Genomic DNA, 18,574 nt, shown 5'->3' with positions numbered 1-18,574 from the left:
ACCTGCGTCCGCGGCGCCTGTGGCCGGCAGCGGCGACCTCGCGCAGCCGGGCGCGCCCGGCGCAGCGCGGGCGGCGCTCGCGGGCCGGGACTGGGTGTTCGTCGCGGGCACCTTTTACCGCATGCGCTTCGGTCCCGATGCCGAGCGGCTCTGGCCGCTGGTCGAGCCGTCGACCTTCGGGCCGCCGGAGCGCGCCTACGGGCATCGGCTCGGGCCCTGGTACGGCGGCGCGCTGACGCGCGCTCGCGATCGCGGAGCCGGCGCGGCGCTGCCCTGGCAGGCCGGTGCGCTTTACCTGCGCTACGGCTATGAGGATCACCGGCGACTGCTGCTCCATCTGCTCGATCGGCTCGGCGTTCGCCATGCCGTGGAGACCGATGCGCCAGAGCAGGTCGAGCTATGCTGCGGCTACACGCCACAGGATGAGCTGCTGCTCCAACTGCTGAATCTGTCCGGCTTCAACGGCGTCACCTACCGCGAGCCGCTGCCGATCGGACCGATTCGGATCGCGGTCCGGGATGGCGGCCTGTACGCGCGTGCCCGGCTGCTGCGCAGCGGAGCCGAGCTGCCGCTAGTCGCGGAGACGCAGACGGGGAGCTTGATGGTCGAGCTGCCGCTGCTGCGGGACTACGAGGCGATTGTGCTGGAACGCTGAGCGCGATTCCAAATAGACCCTTGCCAAATTGTTGCTCGTGAAGCCGAGCCGAATAGTTGTGATATCAAAGAGGCGCCCGCACCAGCGGGCGCTTTTTCAACGCTCCAAACGCTCCAAACGCTCCAAACGCTCCAAACGCTCCAAACGCTCCAAACGCTCCAAACGCTCCAAACGCTCCAAACGCTCCAAACGCTCCACCGCTCCAAACCGCTTGATGACGGTGCGATCGATGCAACGCACCTCCTTTTAGCTGATTTACACTGCCGGTACATGCTGAGAAGACGCTCCGTGCGGCCTGCCTTCGTTTGGTGGACCTCGTTGGGTGCATGATCTGTGTAAATCCGTAAGTCCAGCCTCCGGGTTCGGGCTAAGCGTCGCGGGCGCCGACACGCGAGCGCAACAAAAAGATTGACGGCCAAGTTTCCCTCGGTATAAAATGTTTCTCAGGGTAAACATTTTGGCTGCGCTGCATATAATGCAATGCAGTTGCACCTATACACCTGCGAAACTATAAAAAGAATGGGGATTGGACGATGGACGACAACCTGCTGTTTGCCTTTTCACTGACGTTATTGGCGGGGCTGGCGACGGGGATCGGCAGCTTGATTGCCTTCTTCGCCTCGACGACCAATACGAAGTTTTTGTCGCTCTCGCTTGGCTTCTCGGCCGGCGTCATGATTTATGTCTCGATGATCGAAATTTTCGTCAAGGCGCAGGTTGCGCTCGTCGCCGAGCTGGGCGTGCGCCCCGGCAACTGGGCGACCGTCGGCGCGTTTTTTGGCGGCATACTGCTGATCGCGATGATCGACCGCTTCGTCCCGAAGCAAGGCAACCCGCACGAGATGAAGAAGGTGGAGGATGCCAGTCGGCCGGTGCGCAATCCGGAGCTGCTGAAGATGGGCACCTTTACCGCGATCGCGATTGCCATTCACAACTTTCCGGAGGGCATCGCGACCTTCACGTCGGCGCTCCAGGATCCGGCGCTCGGCATCGCGATCGCAGTAGCCATTGCGATTCACAACATTCCCGAGGGCATCGCGGTCTCGGTGCCGGTCTATTATGCGACGGGCAACAAGCGCAAAGCATTCAAGCTTTCGTTTCTCTCGGGCCTCTCCGAACCGGTCGGGGCGCTGATCGCGTTTCTGATCCTGATGCCGTTCCTGAATGATATTATGTTCGGCGTCATTTTCGCCGCGGTGGCCGGCATCATGGTATTCATCTCGCTGGACGGCCTGCTGCCCGCGGCCAAGAAGTATGACGAAGGCCATCTGTCCATCTATGGCTTGATCGGCGGAATGGCCTTGATGGCGCTGAGCCTGCTGCTGTTTATTTAGCGGCCTAGCGGCAGTCTTCCGACAATTTGTCTGATAATTCGAATTTTTTTGCAACGTTTCGCCCTGCTTATTCGTCTTATTAGTATAGACAATGCCCTCACGCCGGATTCAAGCGGCGTAAGGGCGGGTAACGAGGGATAATAGAAGTGGCTGAACGGGCCGGGCTGCAGCAATTGGCAGCCGCGGCGCCGAGGCCGTATCGCAGAACGGGGAGGGCGAATCATGCGAACACGCGCGGCGAACAACGGGAGACGGATCGGACTGACCATAGCAAGTGTAATGCTGGTACTGGCCTTATTCAGCGCGGCCACGACGGCGGACAGCGAGTATGTGCCGGTCGAGCCGGGACCGGACAAGCACGCCGCCTACATAGAAGGGCTGGGCTGGACGGGCAGCGGGCGCCTCGTGCTGCAGATCGACGAGATCGGCTGGTATGAGGGCGAGGCGGCGGCGGCCCTCTTCCGCGAGCGCGAGCCCGATGCCGGGATCGAGGCACCGCCTAACGGCTACTATATCACCAACGACAGCGCGCAGCTGCGCGAGCTGCCGGTGGCGGCGGACGCCGAGGTGCGGATGCAGCTGTACGATCGCACCGGCGATCCGCTGGAGGCGGATATCGTCTGGAACGAGCGAATCAGCGTCGAGCGCTTAGCCGAATTGTTGCAGGAGGGCGGGGAGCTGGATATTCGTGAATTCCCTTACCACTTGACCGTGCGCGGCGGCGAGATTATCGAGATCGTCCAGCAGTATGTGCCTTGATTGGCCATGAGAAGGCCTGCCGCAGCGGTGGCTGCAGCGAGAGTAAAGGCCCGGGAGCTTGCTCCCGGGCCTTGCCTGTTTGGGCCTGGTCTTTAATGAGGCCGATAGATCGCAGTTCATTGTCTTCTTCGCCTTCCTCGCGCAGCGGGATGCGCAGCGCGACTATCGTGCCAGTTCCGTATTTCGACAGGATGCGCACGCCCGCGGCTGCGCCGTACATGCGGCGCAACCGCTTGTGCGTATTCGCCAGTCCGATATGCTGTCCGCGCTCTGCGATGGCCGCGGCGGCGTCCTCATCCTGCGCCTCCAGTCTGCCGCGCAGCGCCTGCAGCGCCAGCATCTCCATATAGCGCAGCCGATACGTATGCTCGGATAGCTGCGTTTTCAAGTAATTTTGCTCGAGGAACGTCTTAATCATATTCTGCAAGATAAAGCTGTACTCGTCAGTGACGCGCCCTTCGCGCAGCGGCGGCGGCAACGGCTTGCCCTGCTTGGCCGCGGTGATGAGCGAGGTGATGCTCTTGAGATTCGCATAGTTGCGCTTGCTGAGCACGTAGGCAATGGCAATGCCGAGCAGCAGCGACAGTCCGAGCAGTACAAAGAGCGGCGGCCAGGACGTGCTGCTGAACATCGATCCCGGCCTGTACAGCGAGCTGTTCAAGTATTACGTGCGTCAGCAGACGGGTAACCAGTTCATTCAGGACGACTATACGCTCGGCTTCGAAGAGGCGGCGCAGGAGATGATCGCGTCGCTTAACGCGAAGCTGCAGGAGCTCAAGAGCAGTCAATAATGCATGCGCCGGGCGGGCGCGACGCAGTCGCTGCCCGCCCGCTGTAAGGAAAGGAGAGGCCGCCAAATGAAAGGACAAGCGACTGCGCTGTCGCCCGCCGCTCGCGCCTGCGGCGCAGGCGCGAGCGGGGCAAATACACAGGCCTGTTGTACATCGCGCCGTGGCTGGTCGGATTTCTGGTGTTCGAGCTGTATCCGCTGATCTTCTCGTTCTTCTATTCGTTCACCGACCTCAATCAGCGGTTTAAAGGGATCAACGCCTTCCGCACGATCTACTATTTGCCGTCGATCATGGGCGGCAGCGTCGCCGTCGCCATCTTGTGGCGCTTCATCTTCTCCCGCGACGGCGTCGTCAACCTGATGTCCGCGCGTCTGGGCTGGCAGCCTGTTGATTGGCTCGGCAGTCCGGACTGGGCGCTGTATACGATCAGCCTGCTGACCGTCTGGCAGTTCGGCTCGTCGATGGTGTTGTTCCCGGCCGGGCTCAAGGGATAAGCGCGTGCCGGCGCCGGCTGCGCGCCTCAGGCGCGCAAGCTCCGCATTCGGCTGCGGTAGTCGCCGGGCGTCTCGCCCTTGCGATCGCGGAAGACGCGGGCGAAGGTCTTGTAGGAGCTGAAGCCGACCTCCGCGGCGACCTCCACCGTCGGCATCGCCGTCGTCGCCAGCAGACCGCAGGCGTGACGCACCCGCACCTCGTGCAGCAGCTGCGTGAAGGTGAGCCCGGCATGGCGCTTGATCGCCATGCTGAGGCGCGAGGGGGAGCGTCCGAACCGCGCCGCGAGCGCGCCGAGCGACAGTTCGTCGCGGTAATGAAGGTGGATGTGCGCGATGATCGGCCAGATGGCCGCATCGGGCCGCTGTACGGGCCGGGGCGCTGCAGCCTGGCCCGCGGCGCTCGTGTCTCCGTCTCGTCGCCTCCCGTCATCCGCCCGGCCGAGCCGCTCAGGATGCGCGGACCCCGTGGCCGCGCTTCCCGCGTGAGCGGCTGCGCCCTGCACGTGCGCAGCCGCGAGCCGCTCGCGCTGGCTGCGGATGAGCAGCTCCCGCAGCTGCAGCGTCATCAGCTGCCGGCGCAGCGGTCGCGCGGCGGCCTGCTCCTCGACCATCGCGGCCATCAGCGCCTCCAGCCGCGCCGCCGGCTCGGGCGCGAGCTGGACATGGGGCGGCTCCTCGCCGCTCAGCAGCTCGCCGGCCAGCTCGCCCTGGCCGGCGCTGCCGGCGATCAGCTCGAGGCCGAACATGCAGTTGTACAGCAGCAGCGGCCCCGGCGGCTCGGCGATCAGCTCGTGCACCTGGTAGGGCAGGAGCAGCGTGAACGTGCCGGGGCGCATCGGGTGGCGCTCGCCGTTGACGAGCTCCCAGCCCGCGCCGCCGACGACGAGCGAGCACTCGAGGAAGTCGTGGCGGTGCGGCGGGAAGACGTGGCGAATCTCGTTGCGCGAGACATGCAGCGGGAAGTCGCGCGGGATCATCTCGTAATCGGCGAGTTGCTTGCTCATCGGATAGAATGTCATAGGCAGACCTTTCGCGAATCGGAGAAATCGTGAGACAATGCGGTACACAATTGTCCGCTCTCCGGGATGGTTCTAGTATATGCTAGCGACGCAAGCAACACTAGCCCATTCATTCTCGATTCCCAAGGAGGAGAATCCTATGCCTAATCAACTGCCGCTGATCGGCGAGCTGCATTCGAACCCGATCGTCAAGCGCCATCCGGCCAACCCGCTCGTGACCGCCGCCGACGTGCCGTACAACCCGGCCCTTGTCTTCAATGCCGGCGTGGCCAAGTTCCAGGGCAAGTATGTCATGGTCTTCCGCAACGACTACGGAGATCCCGAGGCGGGCACGCTGCTGCCCAGCAGCACGACCAATCTCGGCATCGCGTACAGCGCGGACGGTATCACCTGGGAGGTCGGTCCGAAGCCGGTATTCGGACTCAAGGACGACGAGATCATCCGCACCTACGATCCCCGTCTGACGGTCATGGACGGCCGCTGCTACATGTGCTTCGCCGTCGACACCCATCACGGCGTGCGCGGCGGCATCGCCGTCACCGACGACATGGAGCACTTCGAGGTGCTCAGCCTCTCCGCGCCGGACAATCGCAACATGGTGCTCTTCCCCGAGCGCATCGGGGGCCGCTACGTGCGGCTGGAGCGTCCGTTCACCGTCTATAGCCGCGGCGGGGTCGACCGCTTCGACATCTGGCTGTCGGATTCGCCGGACCTGCGCGACTGGGGCAACTCGGACCTGCTGCTGGCCGTCGAGCAGGTGCCCTTCGCCAACGACAAGCTCGGCCCCGCCGCGCCGCCGGTCAAGACGCCGCACGGCTGGCTGACGCTGTTCCACGCCGTGGACCGCGACGACAGTCGCGGCAAGAACGGCTGGGAGCCGACATGGAAGAAGCGTTACACCGCGGGCATCATGCTGCTCGATCTGGAGGACCCGCGCCGCATCGTCGGCATGCACCGCGCGCCGCTGATGGCGCCCGATGCGCCGTACGAGGCGGATGGCGGCTTCCGCAATCACGTCATTTTCCCCGGCGGCATGATTCTCGAGGACGACGGCGAGGTCAAGATGTACTACGGCGCCGCCGATGCCTACGAGTGCCTCGCCACCGCGCATGTCGACGATCTCGTTCGGCTCTGTCTCGAAGGCCGCTGAAGCCGGGGGTTTCGCCGCCGGGTCCGCGAGGTATATAATGGAGACGAGCGACGAGAAGGAAGGAGGCCAAGGCTATGGCGCGTTATTTGTTTGCCTTTGAGGTCGTATCGACCGGCAGCAAGGGCGAGTTCAGCTGGAACGCCGCGACCGAGGAAGAGGCGCGGGAGCAGGTGCAAGCCAAAATCGCCGATTTCGAATTTACCGAGGTCGAGGATATCCGGGTCGGCGATCTGCTGGCGACGAAGGAGACGACAGGCGATCAGTACTACGAGTGCGAGGGCTGCAGCGCCTGATTTTGGGGGCGACAGAGCAGTCGGTGAGCGGGCGAGGGCATTGCGGCCTTCGCCCGCTTTTTTGGCGTGTCCGGCGATCGATGTTACAAGTGTGCCGATCCGAGGTAATAGGAAGCATGCACTTCCCAACCTCACGAATGAAGGAGAGGATCGGCAATGGCAGCGAACAACGGAACAAGCGATAAAGTGAACTCCATCACGCGGGCAACGGGCAAACGGACTCTGCTAATCTAACGGTTGCCAGCGTGCTTATTTCGAACAATTTCAGGCGATTTCTAATCTAGCGGTTGTCACAGCGCTTATTTGGCCTCAATTGCGTTTTTTTGATTGATTTCACGGAAATAAGACCTGTGGCAACCGTTACGATTCAATCTACGCTTTTTTCAGCTAAATAGCTTCCGTGGCAACCGTTAGGTTCATTGGCGAGTGGTAAAGGGAGGGCCGCTCCGGCTGTAGCCGGAGCGGCCCTTGTTCCACGTACCTATATGCGCCGCTTTAATCCGGCGGAAGCTCGGACGGCCGCTCGGGCTGAATTTCCGGCGGTCGGTCAGGCTCGATCTCGGGTGTGCGATCCGGCTTGATCTCCGGCGTACGGTCGGGCTCGATTTCGGGTACCGAAGGCGCCGGCCCGGGGCCCGGCGCCGGCGGCGGTTCGATCTCGGGGTCTTGACCAGGCCGTCTTGGCGGGATCTGGTCCGGACCTCTTCGCTCCCTTGTCACCGTCATCCCTCCTCCAAGGCGCAGACGATTCGCGCCGTCCTTGATTAAGCGAGACTAGATACACTCATTACCCAGCTCCGGACGTGTTGAATCAGGCCAGTTCACGAGAACGGAAAAATAAGAGGGCAATAGCGGGAGGCGGCATTTGAATCTGGAGAAGCGCCAGCGTTCGCCTTTGAATCCTGAATTTCACCCATAGGGGAGAGATCAGGAAATTCAGGGTTCAACAGCGATCGGAAGATCAAATGCCGCCTGGAGCGGGGCTGTACTGCCAAAATGATGCGGGATGTCTACTCGGCCTGGACCTCCTCCGGAGCGTCCTCGCCCAGTCTGCGATAGCGCAGCCAGAGCCCGCCGAAGCCCGCCATGCCCGCGATGGACATGAAGACGCCGGACAAGTACAGCATGCTCGGGCCGTGCGTCTCGAACAGCCAGCCGCCGAGTAGCCCGCCGACGATGCCGCCGCCGCCCATCCACACGAGGCCGTAGATGGCTTGGCCGGAGGTGCGGTATTGCTCGGGCACCAGATAGTTGCAGAGCTGTGTGCTCGTATAGAAGGTGACCCCGAAGGTGACGCTGTGCAGCAGCTGGATCAGAATGATATGGATCGGCTCGGTGCTCAGCGCCATCAGCAGCCACCGCAGCACGAACAGTCCGCTCACGAGCACCATCAGGCCGAACATCGTGCGCGCCGTCGTGCGCAGATAGCGGTCGAGCATGACGAAGATCGGCACCTCGATGATCGCCGCCAGGAACCACGACCATCCGACCGAGACCTCCGAGCCGCCGAGGTCGGTAATATAGACGGAGATGAACGACATGTTCATGTAATTCGGAATCGAGAGCAGCGCCGACAGCACGAGAAAGACGGCAAACGTCGGCTGCAGCGCAAGCTGCAGCATGCCCTTGCCCGAAATGCGGCGCGAGGGACCGCTTCTTTTGGCCTTCGGCAGTCGGACGCCGATCATCAGCGCCACCAATACAAAAAAACCGTACAGGTAGCCGAGATTCTCGACTCCCGCCCATGCGATCAGCGGACTGGCGGCCAGCACCATGACCGCGAAGCCGAGCGAGCCCCAGAGCCGGTAGGTGCCGAAGGAATAGGACGTGCCCCGAATCGCCTGCAGGATCAGCGAGTTGGTGAGCGGATTGAGCGACGTCTGAAAAAAGAAGAACAAGAGCATAAACGAGAGCACGGTCGCGAAGGTGCCCATCTGGAAATAAAGCTGGCTGGCGACGAAATTGCCGCTCAGCATAATCAGCAGAATGAGGCGCGTGTTTTGCGAGCGGTCGCTCCAATAGCCCCAGAACGGATTGGCCAGCAGCGAGACGATCGGTCCGATCGTCATCAGCAGGCCGATCTGGATGTTGCTGAAGCCGATATTCTGAAAGTAAAGCGGCAAAAACGGGTTAAGCAGCGACCATGAGCCGTACATAAAAAAATTGAAAAACTTCAGTTGTCGATATGGATCGGGCAAAGCGGTTCGTGATGTCAGGTTGCTTGCGGTACGCGCCATAAGTGGACAGATCCTTTGCAAACGCCGCGCGGGCGGCTTGGTGTGGGTCAGGCGGATACAAAAAGAACGCACGCCTGTGCGCCATGGCATAGTATACGCCTAGTCCGTGCGGTTGTCCATGCCCGCGCCACCTAAAAAACGGTCAACTATCGCAAAGAAACCGCCATGTTCCTCCGGGAATAAATGCCGCTACAATAGACATTAGATTCCAAGTTCATTCACAAGGAGGAAAAAATGAGGCGAATCAAGATCGGACTAATCGGCCTTGGCGAGGTGGCGCAGGTGATCCATCTGCCGGTGCTGGAGCTGCTGAAGGATCGATTCGAAATCTCCGCCGTATGCGACATCTCCGACACGCTCGTCGAAGCGATCGGAATGCGCTACGGCGTGCCGGAGAGCGGGCGGCATCCGGACTATGCCGGGCTGGTGCGGCAGCCCGACCTGGATGCCGTGATGGTGCTGAATCCCGATGCGATGCATGCATCTTGCGCGATTGCGGCCTTGCGCGCGGGCAAGCACGTCTTCGTGGAGAAGCCGGTGTGCCTGACGCTGGAAGATGCGGAGGCGGTGATCGCGGCCGAGCGGGAAGCCGGCAAGCAGGTGATGGTCGGCTACATGCGCCGCTTCGCGCCGGCTTTTCGGGCCGCGATCGCGGAGCTGCAACACCTGGGGCCGGTGCAATATGCGCATCTGCGGGCGATCATCGGCGCCAATGCCTTGTTCGTCGAGCAGACCAGCCGCGTGCTGCGGCCCGCGGATGTCGCCCCGGCCGATCTGGAGGCGCTGGAGCGTCAGCGCGAGGACCAGCTGCGAGCAGCCCTCGGCGGGGAAGCATCGGCGCAGGAGAAGCGCTGGTATCGGCTGTTGAACGGCTTGTCCAGCCACGACCTGTCGGCGATGCGGCAGTTGCTCGGGATGCCGCGGGCCGTCGTGTCGAGCGTGGTATGCGGCAACTACGGCCATTTTGTATTCGATTACGGCGGTTTCATCGCGTCCTATGAGGTCGGCACGGATCGGCAGCGGCGCTTCGACGCCGGGATCGAGGTGTTCGGCACGCACAAGACCGTGAAGGTCCAATACAATACGCCGTATATACGGCAATTGCCGACATTGCTCCATGTCCGGGAGACGGACGGCGACACGGATGCGGAACGGGAGGTGCGGCCGACCTTCAAGGATGCGTACGTCGCCGAGCTGGAGCACTGGCATGCGGTCGTCGCGCAAGGCGCGGACCCGGTCTGCACGGCGGAGGACGCCTTGCAGGATCTGGTCTTGTTCCGGCAAATCATGGCGCGCCTGGTCGAGGTGCGGGAGTAGCGCTTGGGCTGTGCTATACTGGGAACATCACAGCGAGAGGGGAGGGGCAGCCCGTGAACGATTCGCTCTTGCGCTTGCTGGAGCATGCGGAGATCCGGGTCCTCGCCTTCGATCATCATGTGCGTCGCGAGATCGGCATCTACAAGCGCACGCTCAGTACCTATTATATGATGACCTACATCAAGCGCGGATCGGCTCAGCTGCGTGTCGGGGAGGCCGTGTATCCGCTGTCCCCGGGCAAGGTCATCCTGATCCCGCCCGGGCTGGAGCACGATCAATTCAAGGACCGCGACGACGAGACCGAGCTGCTATGGTGGCATTTCACGTACCGCTTGGGCAATCAGCTGGATATTATGGCTTTGTTCGACCTCCCTTTTGTGTATGAGATGGATCGGACGGAGGCGTTCGAACAAGCGTTTTCGGAGCTGATGAAGCCGGACGACGGACCGGGCGCTATTCCCGCGGCCTTGTATCGCAAGGCGAAGCGATTGGAAATTTTGTCGCTGCTCTTGGGCAGCGCGCTCGGAAAAGGCGCGGGCGCCGTCAATCCGGCCGTGACGGCCCCCTTTCTCAGCCTGTTGTATCGCATGACCGGTCAATCCGGCAAAGCGCCGACCTTGAAGCAGCTTGCGCGCGAGCTGCATTTGAACGATGCGTACGCGAGCGTGCGGTTCAAGCAATTGTTCGGCACGTCGCCGGTGGTCATGCAGCGCCGTATCAAAATCGAGCGGGCCAAGCTGCTGCTTGCGCAAGCCGACCTGAGCGTAGGCGAGATCGCCGAGGAGCTCGGGTTTCACGAGCTGTCCAGCTTCTCCCGCTGCTTCAAGGCGGCGGTCGGATGCTCGCCGATGCAATACCGCAAAACGCTGGCCGCCGGAGATCAGCCGGACTTGGGATAAAACAGCAAGGCAGAACGCCGCCGTCGGGAGCATGCCCGGCCGGCTTTTTTTTGTTGTCGGCGAGCCGTGCAGCGGAATGATGTGCATGCCCGGAATGATGTGCATGCGCCAGCGGTTGCGTTCGCCGCCCGCCATGGCTACACTGGAAAAACACAACGAAGCAAAGGCGGTGCAGGCGTGGCGAAGTCGTGGTTCTACAAGCTGCTGTTCTCATATTTGCCGATCTTTTTTGCCGTCATCTCCTTCTTGATTGCAATCTTCTTCTTCAGTATGGGCGAGGTGACGCGCAAGGCCGCGGAGACGGTCAATCGGGGCACGTCCGAGCATATACTCGAGGTCGTGGACAATTCGCTGCGGGCGGTCGAGCACATGATGATCAAGGAGCTCGGCGCGACGAACGGCATTCAGCAATTTTTCAACGCGACGCTGGAGGACGATCCGATCCGCCGCATGGTCAATCCGTCCAAGCTGCTCTCGGAGATGAAGAATCAATTCCCGCTCGTGGACTCGATCTATCTCGTCAACTGGGAGGACGAGGTGGTGCTGACCGATACGGCGGCGCTGACGATGGAGCGCTTCGAGGACCGGGCCTTCGTGGAGGAGTACCTGCGCTCGCGCAAGGGGGCCTCGTGGACCGGCAAGCGGCCGTATCGCGAATTCCCCAACCAGTACGACACCGACGTGCTCTCGCTCGTCAAGCCGTATCCGGTGCCGGCCGGCGACTACGGCGTCATGGTGGTCAACGTCAGCGCCCGCGCGATCACCAATCTGGTGAAGGATCTGTCCGATACGGGCTTCATCACGGCTGTACTGATGGACGGCGAGGGCGAGCTGCTCTATGCCTCCGATGCCGAGCTGCCGGCGCTGCAAGGGGCGGCGACCGAGGTCGGCTCCAGCTATTCCGGCTGGCGCATCAGGAGCCAGCTGCAGGGCGGCGCCTTCTACCTGTTCGCCTCGCGCTTCAATCTGATCCTGCTGCTCAGCGGCGGCGTCGCCGTCGTCGCGGCGGCCTGGTTCATTACTTATATCTCCAGACGTCACTATCGGCCGATCCAGTCGCTGACCGCGCGCCTCGGCGGCTATGCCCGGCTCAAGACGGAGCAACTGCTGCGCACGGGCGGACGCGACGAATTCGCCTTCATCGAGTCGGCGCTGGACAAGATGATCGCCCAGTCCGACGAGCTGATGACCGAGCAGGAGCAGCATATGCAGGTGCGGCGGCGGCACTGGATCAAGGAGACGCTCGAGGGCGATTACGATACGGTCGTGCGCGACTGGGACGCCATCTCCGCGCGCTTCGGCTGGCAGAGCGGTCTCGTCCGCGCGAGCGCGATGACGATCGAGATCGACGGCTACCTCGCCTTCTGCGAGAAGTACTCGCGGCGCGACCAGTCGCTGCTCAAATTCCTGATCGGCAACGTCGTCGGCGAGCTGGCCGGGGAGCGCGGGCTCGCCGTATACGGCGAATGGCTGGAGGCGGACAAATGGTGCGCCGTCGTTCGTCTGCAGGAGGAGGAGCAATCGGGCGAGGCGGTCGCGCTCTACGCCCGGCAGCTCATACAATGGGTGGCGGACAACCTCGACTTCGAGATCACGATCGGCCTCGGCGATACGGTGCGCGGCGTCGAGCAGATCAGCAGCTCGTACGAGCAGTCGCTGCAGGCGCTGAGCTACAAAATGGCGCTCGGCAGCGGGCGCGTCATCGGCAGCCGCGATCTGCCGGAGGCGGGGGGCGGGGCATTGCCGCAGCCGGCGGCGGACCTGCGCGGGCTCGTGCAGGCGTTCAAGCTCGGCGACGGCGCTTGGGAGCGCCAGTACGACCGCTTCGCGGAGGCGCTGCGCGCGCGCGTCGCGCCGAAGGAGGAGCTGCTCTATCAGGTCAATTACGTCGTCTACCAGCTCGCCAAGGAGATGGCCGAGCTGAGCCGCGATTACCAGCAGGCCTGGGAGGCCGAGTCGAGCCGGATCGCCGCCCTCATGCGTGCGCACGACACGCTCGAGGGATTGACGGATGCCCTGCGCGAGGCGCTGCGGGACGTCCAGGCCCGGATGGGCGAGCTGCGCGAGGATCGGACCTACTCGGCGACCATGCTGGAGGTGCGCCGCTATATTGCCGCCCATTCCGGCCGCCCGGACCTGTCGCTCACGCATCTGAGCGAGGCGTTCGAGCTGAGTCCGAAGTACGTGAGCCAATTGTTCAAGGAGGAATTCGGCGAGAAATTCGTCGATTACCTCGCCAGCGTGCGCACCGAGCGGGCCAAGCGGCTGCTGGCGGACACGGCCGACTCGATCCAGGACGTGGGGCTGCAGGTTGGCTACACCCATTCCTTCTCCTTCATCCGTGCCTTCAAAAAACAGACCGGCATGACGCCGGGCGAATACCGCAAATATGCGGAGACGGAGTAAAGCGCGGCTGCGCCAAAAGGTGGATGGCCCGAAAAAGGTGGATCCCGGCACCTCTTCCCGGCCGCTTCGGAGCCGATCCGGCGCGACAAACACCGGCGTGGCGGGCATTCGCGATTATTGTGCACGGGGTCGGAATCATGCGGATTGACCCGCTGCGCGCGGCGGCGGTACAGTGGGACCAAGCCGCAATCGCAGCCCGTGCAATCCGGATTGCGGCAGAGGAGGCGAGCGTGTATGAGCATGGCCGAGCGACAAGCGGTCGGCGGCGGGGCGGTGAGGATGCCCCAGCGGCGCAACCGCAGGCGGCTCAGGCAGAACATCCCGTATTTCATTTTGTTTACGCCGATCATCGTTTATTTTCTACTATTCAAGTATGCGCCGATGGGCGGGCTGGTCATTGCGTTCAAGGATTACAACTTTGCCGACGGCGTATTCGGCAGCCCCTGGGTAGGGCTCGGGCAGTTCGAGACGCTGTTCAGCAATCCGCAGACGCTGCGGATTATTCGCAATACGTTCGTGCTCAGCGTCCTGGCGCTGCTGATCGGGTTCCCGTTCCCGATCCTGCTGGCGGTGCTGCTCAATGAGGTCGGACGCGTCTGGTTCAAGCGCGGGGTGCAGACGCTGGTCTATCTGCCGCACTTCCTCTCGTGGGTCATCGTCTCGGGCATCGTCATCACGATCTTCTCCATCGAAGGGGTGATCAACAATCTGTTCGCGGACTGGCTGGGCTGGAGTCCGATCCAGTTCCTCTACAGCGAGGGCTCATGGCTGGCGCTGTTCATCGGCTCGGGCATCTGGAAGGGCGCGGGCTGGGGCGCGATCATCTATCTGGCGGCGCTGTCGTCGATCGATCCGAGTCTGTATGAGTCGGCCAGCATCGACGGAGCGAACAAGTGGAAGCAGATCCGCCATATTACGCTGCCTGGGATCGCGCCGACGATCGTCATCGTCTTCATTCTGTCGGTCGGCAATGTAATGGAGGTCGGCTTCGACCAGGTGTACACGCTGCAAAATTCGGCGGTATTCGGCATCTCCGAGGTGATTAGCACCTACACCTACAAGATCGGGCTGCAAAGTCTGCAATTCTCGCTGACGTCGGCGATGGGGCTGTTCGAGTCGCTGATCGGTCTCGTCCTGGTGCTCATCACCAACACAATCGCCCGCCGCTACGGCCAAGGGCTCTGGTAGGAGGGGAACAAGCATGAAGGCGACTCGCGGCGAAAAGCTGTTCTATGCCGTCAACTATGTCGTATTGGGCCTGATCGCGCTGTCCTGCCTGCTGCCGATGGTCCATATCGCAGCGATGTCGCTCAGCGACGCGCATCACGTGGCGTCGGGCCATGTCGTATTCTGGCCGCTGGGCTGGACGACGGACGCCTACACCTCGCTGATCGAGGGCAGCGATATCGTCAATGCGTTCCGCAACAACGTCGTGCTGACCGTCGTCGGCACCGCACTGTGCATGTGCTGCACGGTGCTGGCCGCCTATCCGCTGTCGCGCCGCGACATGTACGGACGCCGCCTCTTCACGCTGGCGATCATCTTCACGATGCTCTTCACCGGCGGCATCATTCCGAATTATCTGGTCATCAAGGGGCTGGGGCTGATCGACTCCTACGGCGCGATCTGGCTGCCGGCGCTCGTAAGCGTATTCAACATGCTCGTGCTGAAGACGTACTTCGAGAGCATGCAGGTGGAGATGGAGGAGGCGGCGCGCATCGACGGCTGCAGCGAATGGCGGCTGATCGCGCAGATCGTGCTGCCGCTGTCGGTGCCGGTGCTGGCCGCGCTGACGCTGTTCTACGCAGTCGCCTTCTGGAATCAATTCATGAACGTGCTGATCTTCATGAACGATCCGGCCAAGTACAATCTGACCGTGCTCGTGCAGCAGATGGTGCAGAGCCAGTCGATGATGCAGGACCTCAACAATCTGCAGCCGGAGGACATGGCCAATCTGACGCCGGAGACGATCAAGTCGGCGGGCGTGGTCGTGATGCTGGTGCCGATGCTGATCGTGTACCCGTTCTTGCAGAAGTACTTCGTCAAGGGCGTCATGATCGGCGCCGTCAAGGGATGACTATTCAAAGGGGGAAGCAAGCGATGCGCATGCAAAGACGGAGATGGATGGGGATGGCGGCGGGAGCCGTGCTGACCGGCGCGCTGCTGGCGGGATGCTCGGGCGGCGACGGCGACAAGGAGAGCGGAACCGGAGGCGAGTCCGCAAACGGAGAAGCGCGGGCCGCGATCAGTGTCTCGATCTACGATCGGGGCAGCATTCCAGGGGAGCAGGGCACGGCCGAGGACAATCGCTGGACGCGCTGGCTGGAGGAGAACGGACCGGTCGATCTGGACTTCCAGGCCGTGCCGCGCTGGGAGTCGATCGACAAATTCAACGTCATGTTCGCTTCCGGCACGGCGCCGGACTTGATCTTCGAATATGCGACCGGCTATCGCAACGAACTGATCAACCAAAAGCAGCTGATGCCGATCGGCGAGCTGATCGAGCAGCACAGCACGACCTACAAGGCGCTGCTCGAGGAATACCCGCTATTGCGGCAGGTCGGGACCCGCGAGGACGGCCAAATGTATGAATTCGCGCGGCTCAACGGGGTGTATACCAATCACGTGCTGTTCGTGCGCAAGGACTGGCTGGACCGGCTCGGACTCGGCGTGCCGCAGACGACCGACGAATTCTACGCAGCCATCGAGGCATTCGTGCGGCAGGACCCGGACGGCAACGGTCAGGACGATACGCTGGGCATGGCGGTGACCGGGGTGAGCGGCCAGGTGCTGGAGGCGATGTTCCAGGACGTCGGCTACAAGGTCGAGGACGGCACGCTGGTGCGCACGTGGGACAATGCGATCGCGCATAACCGCTTCGTCAAAAAACTATACGACAACGGCTTGATCGACCGCGACTTCCTCACCGACAAAAACGGGGAGAAGGCGAAGCAGGACTTCATCAACGGCAAGCTCGGCTTCTACGGCTCCAACGCCGGCGCGGGCGGCGAAGGGTACAGCATCTATACTGCGCTCAAAAAGAATGTGCCTGACGCCGAAGTGATGGCGATCGAGCTGCCGGAGAGCGAATTCGGCCAATTCAGCCCGGTCATCGGCAATCCGGTGCAGGCGACAGCTGCGATTAATGCGAATGCGGACAACCCGGAGGCGGTCATGGCCTACGTCGACTTCCTGACGGAAGAGGCGACGATGCGGACGCTGACGTACGGCATCGAGGGCGAGCACTACGAGCTCGCGGAGAGCGGCTGCCCGAAGCCAATCGATGCGGAGAAGAACAAGCAGGAGCAGGATTGGACCGGCGACATGCGCATGCTCGTCTCGACGGCGCTGTTCGGGGAGTGCGGCACGTTCCGCAACCGTCTCGACATGGACGATCCGATCGACAAGGCCTTCTCGGCCATCATCGATCAGGCGGAAGCAGCGTACCTGACGCCGGAGCGGCCGATGGCGCAATATACGCACGTCGAGCACATGTCTTCGCCGCCCAAGGACCTGCAATTGATCGTCACCAACACGGCAGAGCAGCTGCGCAGCTACGTCGAGCAGGCGCTCGTCGGCGGCGCCAAGACCAGCGTGGAGCAAGCGGTCGCGGACCAGCAGGCGTATTGGAAAAAATCCGGCGGCGAGCAGGTGGATGCCTGGTATGCCGAGTGGTACGAAACGAATAGCGACGATGCGATTCTGACCGAGGACTTGTACACGCTCGGCAATTGACGTTGCACTGGAAGTGCGGTGAAAAAGTGCCAGAGTGGCCGAAAATGCGTTGGATAAGCGACTCAGAGAGGATGGTAGGCAGATGGACGAAAGGAAGCTGCTGCTGCGCGAGCTCGACGCGCTGGAGGCGACCTACGATGAACAGGTGCAGCTCGTGCGCGAGCCGTTCTCCAGCCCGGGCTACCACACGACACTGACCGAGGCGGCCGGCGAGGTGCACAAGACCGTCACGAATGCGAGCTATGCGCTGGCGCTGCTTGACAGCGGCGAAGCGGGAAGAGCCGAGCGTGCAAACGCCGTGCTGGAGCGCCTCTTGACCCTGCAGGATACCGACCGCGCCAACAAGACCTACGGCATCTGGCCATGGTTCTATGAGGAGCCGCTGACGCAGATGGCGCCGCCGGACTGGAACTGGGCCGACTTCATCGGCAAGCGGCTCGTGCTGATGCTGCGCCGTCACGCGGACGCGCTGCCGGAGCAGCTGCGCGAACGGACGCGCGAGGCGGTGCGGCGGGCCTGCGCGGCGATCATGCTGCGCGATGTCGGGCCCGGCTATACGAATATCGCGATCATGGGCGCCTTCGTGACGCTGGTCGGCGGGGAGGTGCTGGGCGAGGAGGCGATTCGCGCGTACGGTCTGGAGCGGCTACGCAAGTTTGCCGCTCATACGCGGGAGCTGGGCACGTTCCAGGAGTTCAATTCGCCGACGTATACGACGGTCGCGATCGAAGAGCTGTCCAGCATTCGCGCCGAGACCGGCAGCGCGGAGGGGCGCGAGCTGGCGGCCGAGATGCTGGATGTCGCCTGGGCGATGGCGGCGGAGCGCTTCCACGCGCCGTCGCGTCAATGGTCCGGTCCGCATGCGCGGGCGTATTCGGAGCTGTTGCCGACGCATGTGCTGTCGTTTTTGCAGCTCGGGCTCGGCGGACGCGTCCGGTGGCTGGAACCGAAGGAGCTGGCGTACCGGACGATGTGGTACGGCGCCGGGATCGCCTGCCCGGAGCGGCTCGCGCCGCTGTTCGTCGAGACCGCGCAGCGCACGCTGCACCAGCCGCTCGAGACGGACCAGGCGACCGGCAAGGTGCGGCTGGCGACCACGCATCTGACGCCGGCCTACAGCCTGGGCACCTTCAGCTACAGCGACATGTGGAATCAGCGCCGCAATCTGCTCGCCTATGCGCCGAGCGCGGCGGGCCCGGTCTATCTGCATATGCGGCTGCTCCATGACGGCTACGACTTCGCGGGGGCGTTGCTGACGACCGCACAGCACGAGGGCCAGGTGCTGTTCGGCGTGAATTTCAGCACCGACGGCGGCGACCGCCATGTCAGCCTGCATATGATCCGTGAGAGCGCGATTGCCGCCTCGGACCTGCGGCTGCGCTTCGAGCTCGGCGGCGCCGCGGCCGCCGTCGAGGCGGTCTGGAGCGCCGGCGCAGCAGACGGCGGCGGGCGCGGCGCGTCCGGCGCGCGATGCGAGGCGCGGCT

At 62.8% G+C, this 18,574-nt stretch carries 17 protein-coding genes and 1 pseudogene; 14 read left to right on the top strand and 4 right to left on the bottom strand.

What is annotated here, in order from left to right:
* The 3 genes and pseudogenes from IDH44_RS25345 to IDH44_RS25335 all read left to right on the top strand — a co-directional run.
* Window positions 1-655: pseudogene (locus IDH44_RS25345) on the top strand (hypothetical protein); the annotation flags it as partial.
* A 533-nt stretch (window positions 656-1,188) separates the two neighbouring features.
* Window positions 1,189-1,989, top strand: coding sequence for a zinc transporter ZupT (gene zupT / locus IDH44_RS25340; protein WP_190921616.1), 801 nt, complete (start codon window positions 1,189-1,191; stop codon window positions 1,987-1,989).
* 222 nt (window positions 1,990-2,211) lie between these two features.
* On the top strand, window positions 2,212-2,748 hold the full coding sequence (locus IDH44_RS25335) for a hypothetical protein (protein WP_190921615.1): 537 nt from the start codon (window positions 2,212-2,214) through the stop codon (window positions 2,746-2,748).
* Here IDH44_RS25335 and IDH44_RS25330 read toward each other — a convergent pair.
* Complete coding sequence (locus IDH44_RS25330) at window positions 2,717-3,379, bottom strand: sensor histidine kinase (protein ID WP_190921614.1); 663 nt, start codon at window positions 3,377-3,379, stop codon at window positions 2,717-2,719. The two genes, IDH44_RS25335 and IDH44_RS25330, sit on opposite strands and share 32 nt — an antisense overlap.
* On the opposite strand from IDH44_RS25330, the gene IDH44_RS25325 reads away from it, so the two are divergent.
* Window positions 3,366-3,539 carry a hypothetical protein gene (locus tag IDH44_RS25325; protein WP_190921613.1) on the top strand — a complete coding sequence of 58 codons (174 nt, stop codon included), beginning with the start codon at window positions 3,366-3,368 and terminating at the stop codon, window positions 3,537-3,539. The two genes, IDH44_RS25330 and IDH44_RS25325, sit on opposite strands and share 14 nt — an antisense overlap.
* A gap of 146 nt (window positions 3,540-3,685) precedes the next feature.
* The gene (locus tag IDH44_RS25320; RefSeq protein WP_190921612.1) at window positions 3,686-4,033 is read left to right on the top strand and encodes a carbohydrate ABC transporter permease; all 348 of its coding nucleotides are present in this window, start codon (window positions 3,686-3,688) and stop codon (window positions 4,031-4,033) included.
* A gap of 26 nt (window positions 4,034-4,059) precedes the next feature.
* Here IDH44_RS25320 and IDH44_RS26840 read toward each other — a convergent pair whose 3' ends face one another.
* Window positions 4,060-5,037, bottom strand: a complete 978-nt coding sequence (locus IDH44_RS26840; protein ID WP_223870032.1) for an AraC family transcriptional regulator — start codon at window positions 5,035-5,037, stop codon at window positions 4,060-4,062.
* Window positions 5,038-5,191: 154 nt separating this feature from the next.
* Between IDH44_RS26840 and IDH44_RS25310 the strand changes: the two genes are divergently transcribed.
* Window positions 5,192-6,202: a glycoside hydrolase family 130 protein gene (locus IDH44_RS25310; protein WP_190921611.1), complete on the top strand. Its 1,011-nt coding sequence runs from the start codon at window positions 5,192-5,194 to the stop codon at window positions 6,200-6,202.
* Between the two features lie 74 nt (window positions 6,203-6,276).
* A complete protein-coding gene (locus IDH44_RS25305) occupies window positions 6,277-6,495 on the top strand; it encodes a hypothetical protein (protein WP_190921610.1) in 219 nt (72 codons plus the stop codon).
* Window positions 6,496-6,990: 495 nt separating this feature from the next.
* On the opposite strand, the gene IDH44_RS25300 is transcribed toward IDH44_RS25305, so the two are convergent.
* A complete protein-coding gene (locus tag IDH44_RS25300; protein ID WP_190921609.1) occupies window positions 6,991-7,215 on the bottom strand; it encodes a hypothetical protein in 225 nt (74 codons plus the stop codon).
* 290 nt (window positions 7,216-7,505) lie between these two features.
* Window positions 7,506-8,732, bottom strand: a complete 1,227-nt coding sequence (locus IDH44_RS25295) for an MFS transporter (RefSeq protein ID WP_223870031.1) — start codon at window positions 8,730-8,732, stop codon at window positions 7,506-7,508.
* A 234-nt stretch (window positions 8,733-8,966) separates the two neighbouring features.
* Between IDH44_RS25295 and IDH44_RS25290 the strand changes: the two genes are divergently transcribed.
* The 7 genes from IDH44_RS25290 to IDH44_RS25260 all read left to right on the top strand — a co-directional run.
* A complete protein-coding gene (locus IDH44_RS25290) occupies window positions 8,967-10,049 on the top strand; it encodes a Gfo/Idh/MocA family protein (protein ID WP_190921607.1) in 1,083 nt (360 codons plus the stop codon).
* 53 nt (window positions 10,050-10,102) lie between these two features.
* Window positions 10,103-10,948: a helix-turn-helix transcriptional regulator gene (locus IDH44_RS25285; protein WP_190921606.1), complete on the top strand. Its 846-nt coding sequence runs from the start codon at window positions 10,103-10,105 to the stop codon at window positions 10,946-10,948.
* Between the two features lie 177 nt (window positions 10,949-11,125).
* Window positions 11,126-13,354 carry a helix-turn-helix domain-containing protein gene (locus IDH44_RS27280; RefSeq protein ID WP_190921605.1) on the top strand — a complete coding sequence of 743 codons (2,229 nt, stop codon included), beginning with the start codon at window positions 11,126-11,128 and terminating at the stop codon, window positions 13,352-13,354.
* Between the two features lie 240 nt (window positions 13,355-13,594).
* Window positions 13,595-14,542 (top strand): ABC transporter permease, encoded by a 948-nt coding sequence (locus IDH44_RS25275; RefSeq protein WP_223870033.1) that lies wholly within the window; start codon window positions 13,595-13,597, stop codon window positions 14,540-14,542.
* Between the two features lie 13 nt (window positions 14,543-14,555).
* A complete protein-coding gene (locus IDH44_RS25270; protein ID WP_190921603.1) occupies window positions 14,556-15,431 on the top strand; it encodes a carbohydrate ABC transporter permease in 876 nt (291 codons plus the stop codon).
* Between the two features lie 23 nt (window positions 15,432-15,454).
* Window positions 15,455-17,089: an extracellular solute-binding protein gene (locus IDH44_RS25265; RefSeq protein WP_190921602.1), complete on the top strand. Its 1,635-nt coding sequence runs from the start codon at window positions 15,455-15,457 to the stop codon at window positions 17,087-17,089.
* An 82-nt stretch (window positions 17,090-17,171) separates the two neighbouring features.
* Window positions 17,172-18,574, top strand: a 1,403-nt coding sequence (locus tag IDH44_RS25260; protein WP_190921601.1) for a hypothetical protein, incomplete at its 3' end; no start/stop codon positions are given.

The organism is Paenibacillus sabuli (genome assembly GCF_014705605.1).
Classification (GTDB): Bacteria; Bacillota; Bacilli; order Paenibacillales; family Paenibacillaceae; genus Paenibacillus_D; species Paenibacillus_D sabuli.
This window is presented reverse-complemented; position numbering and strand designations above follow the sequence as displayed.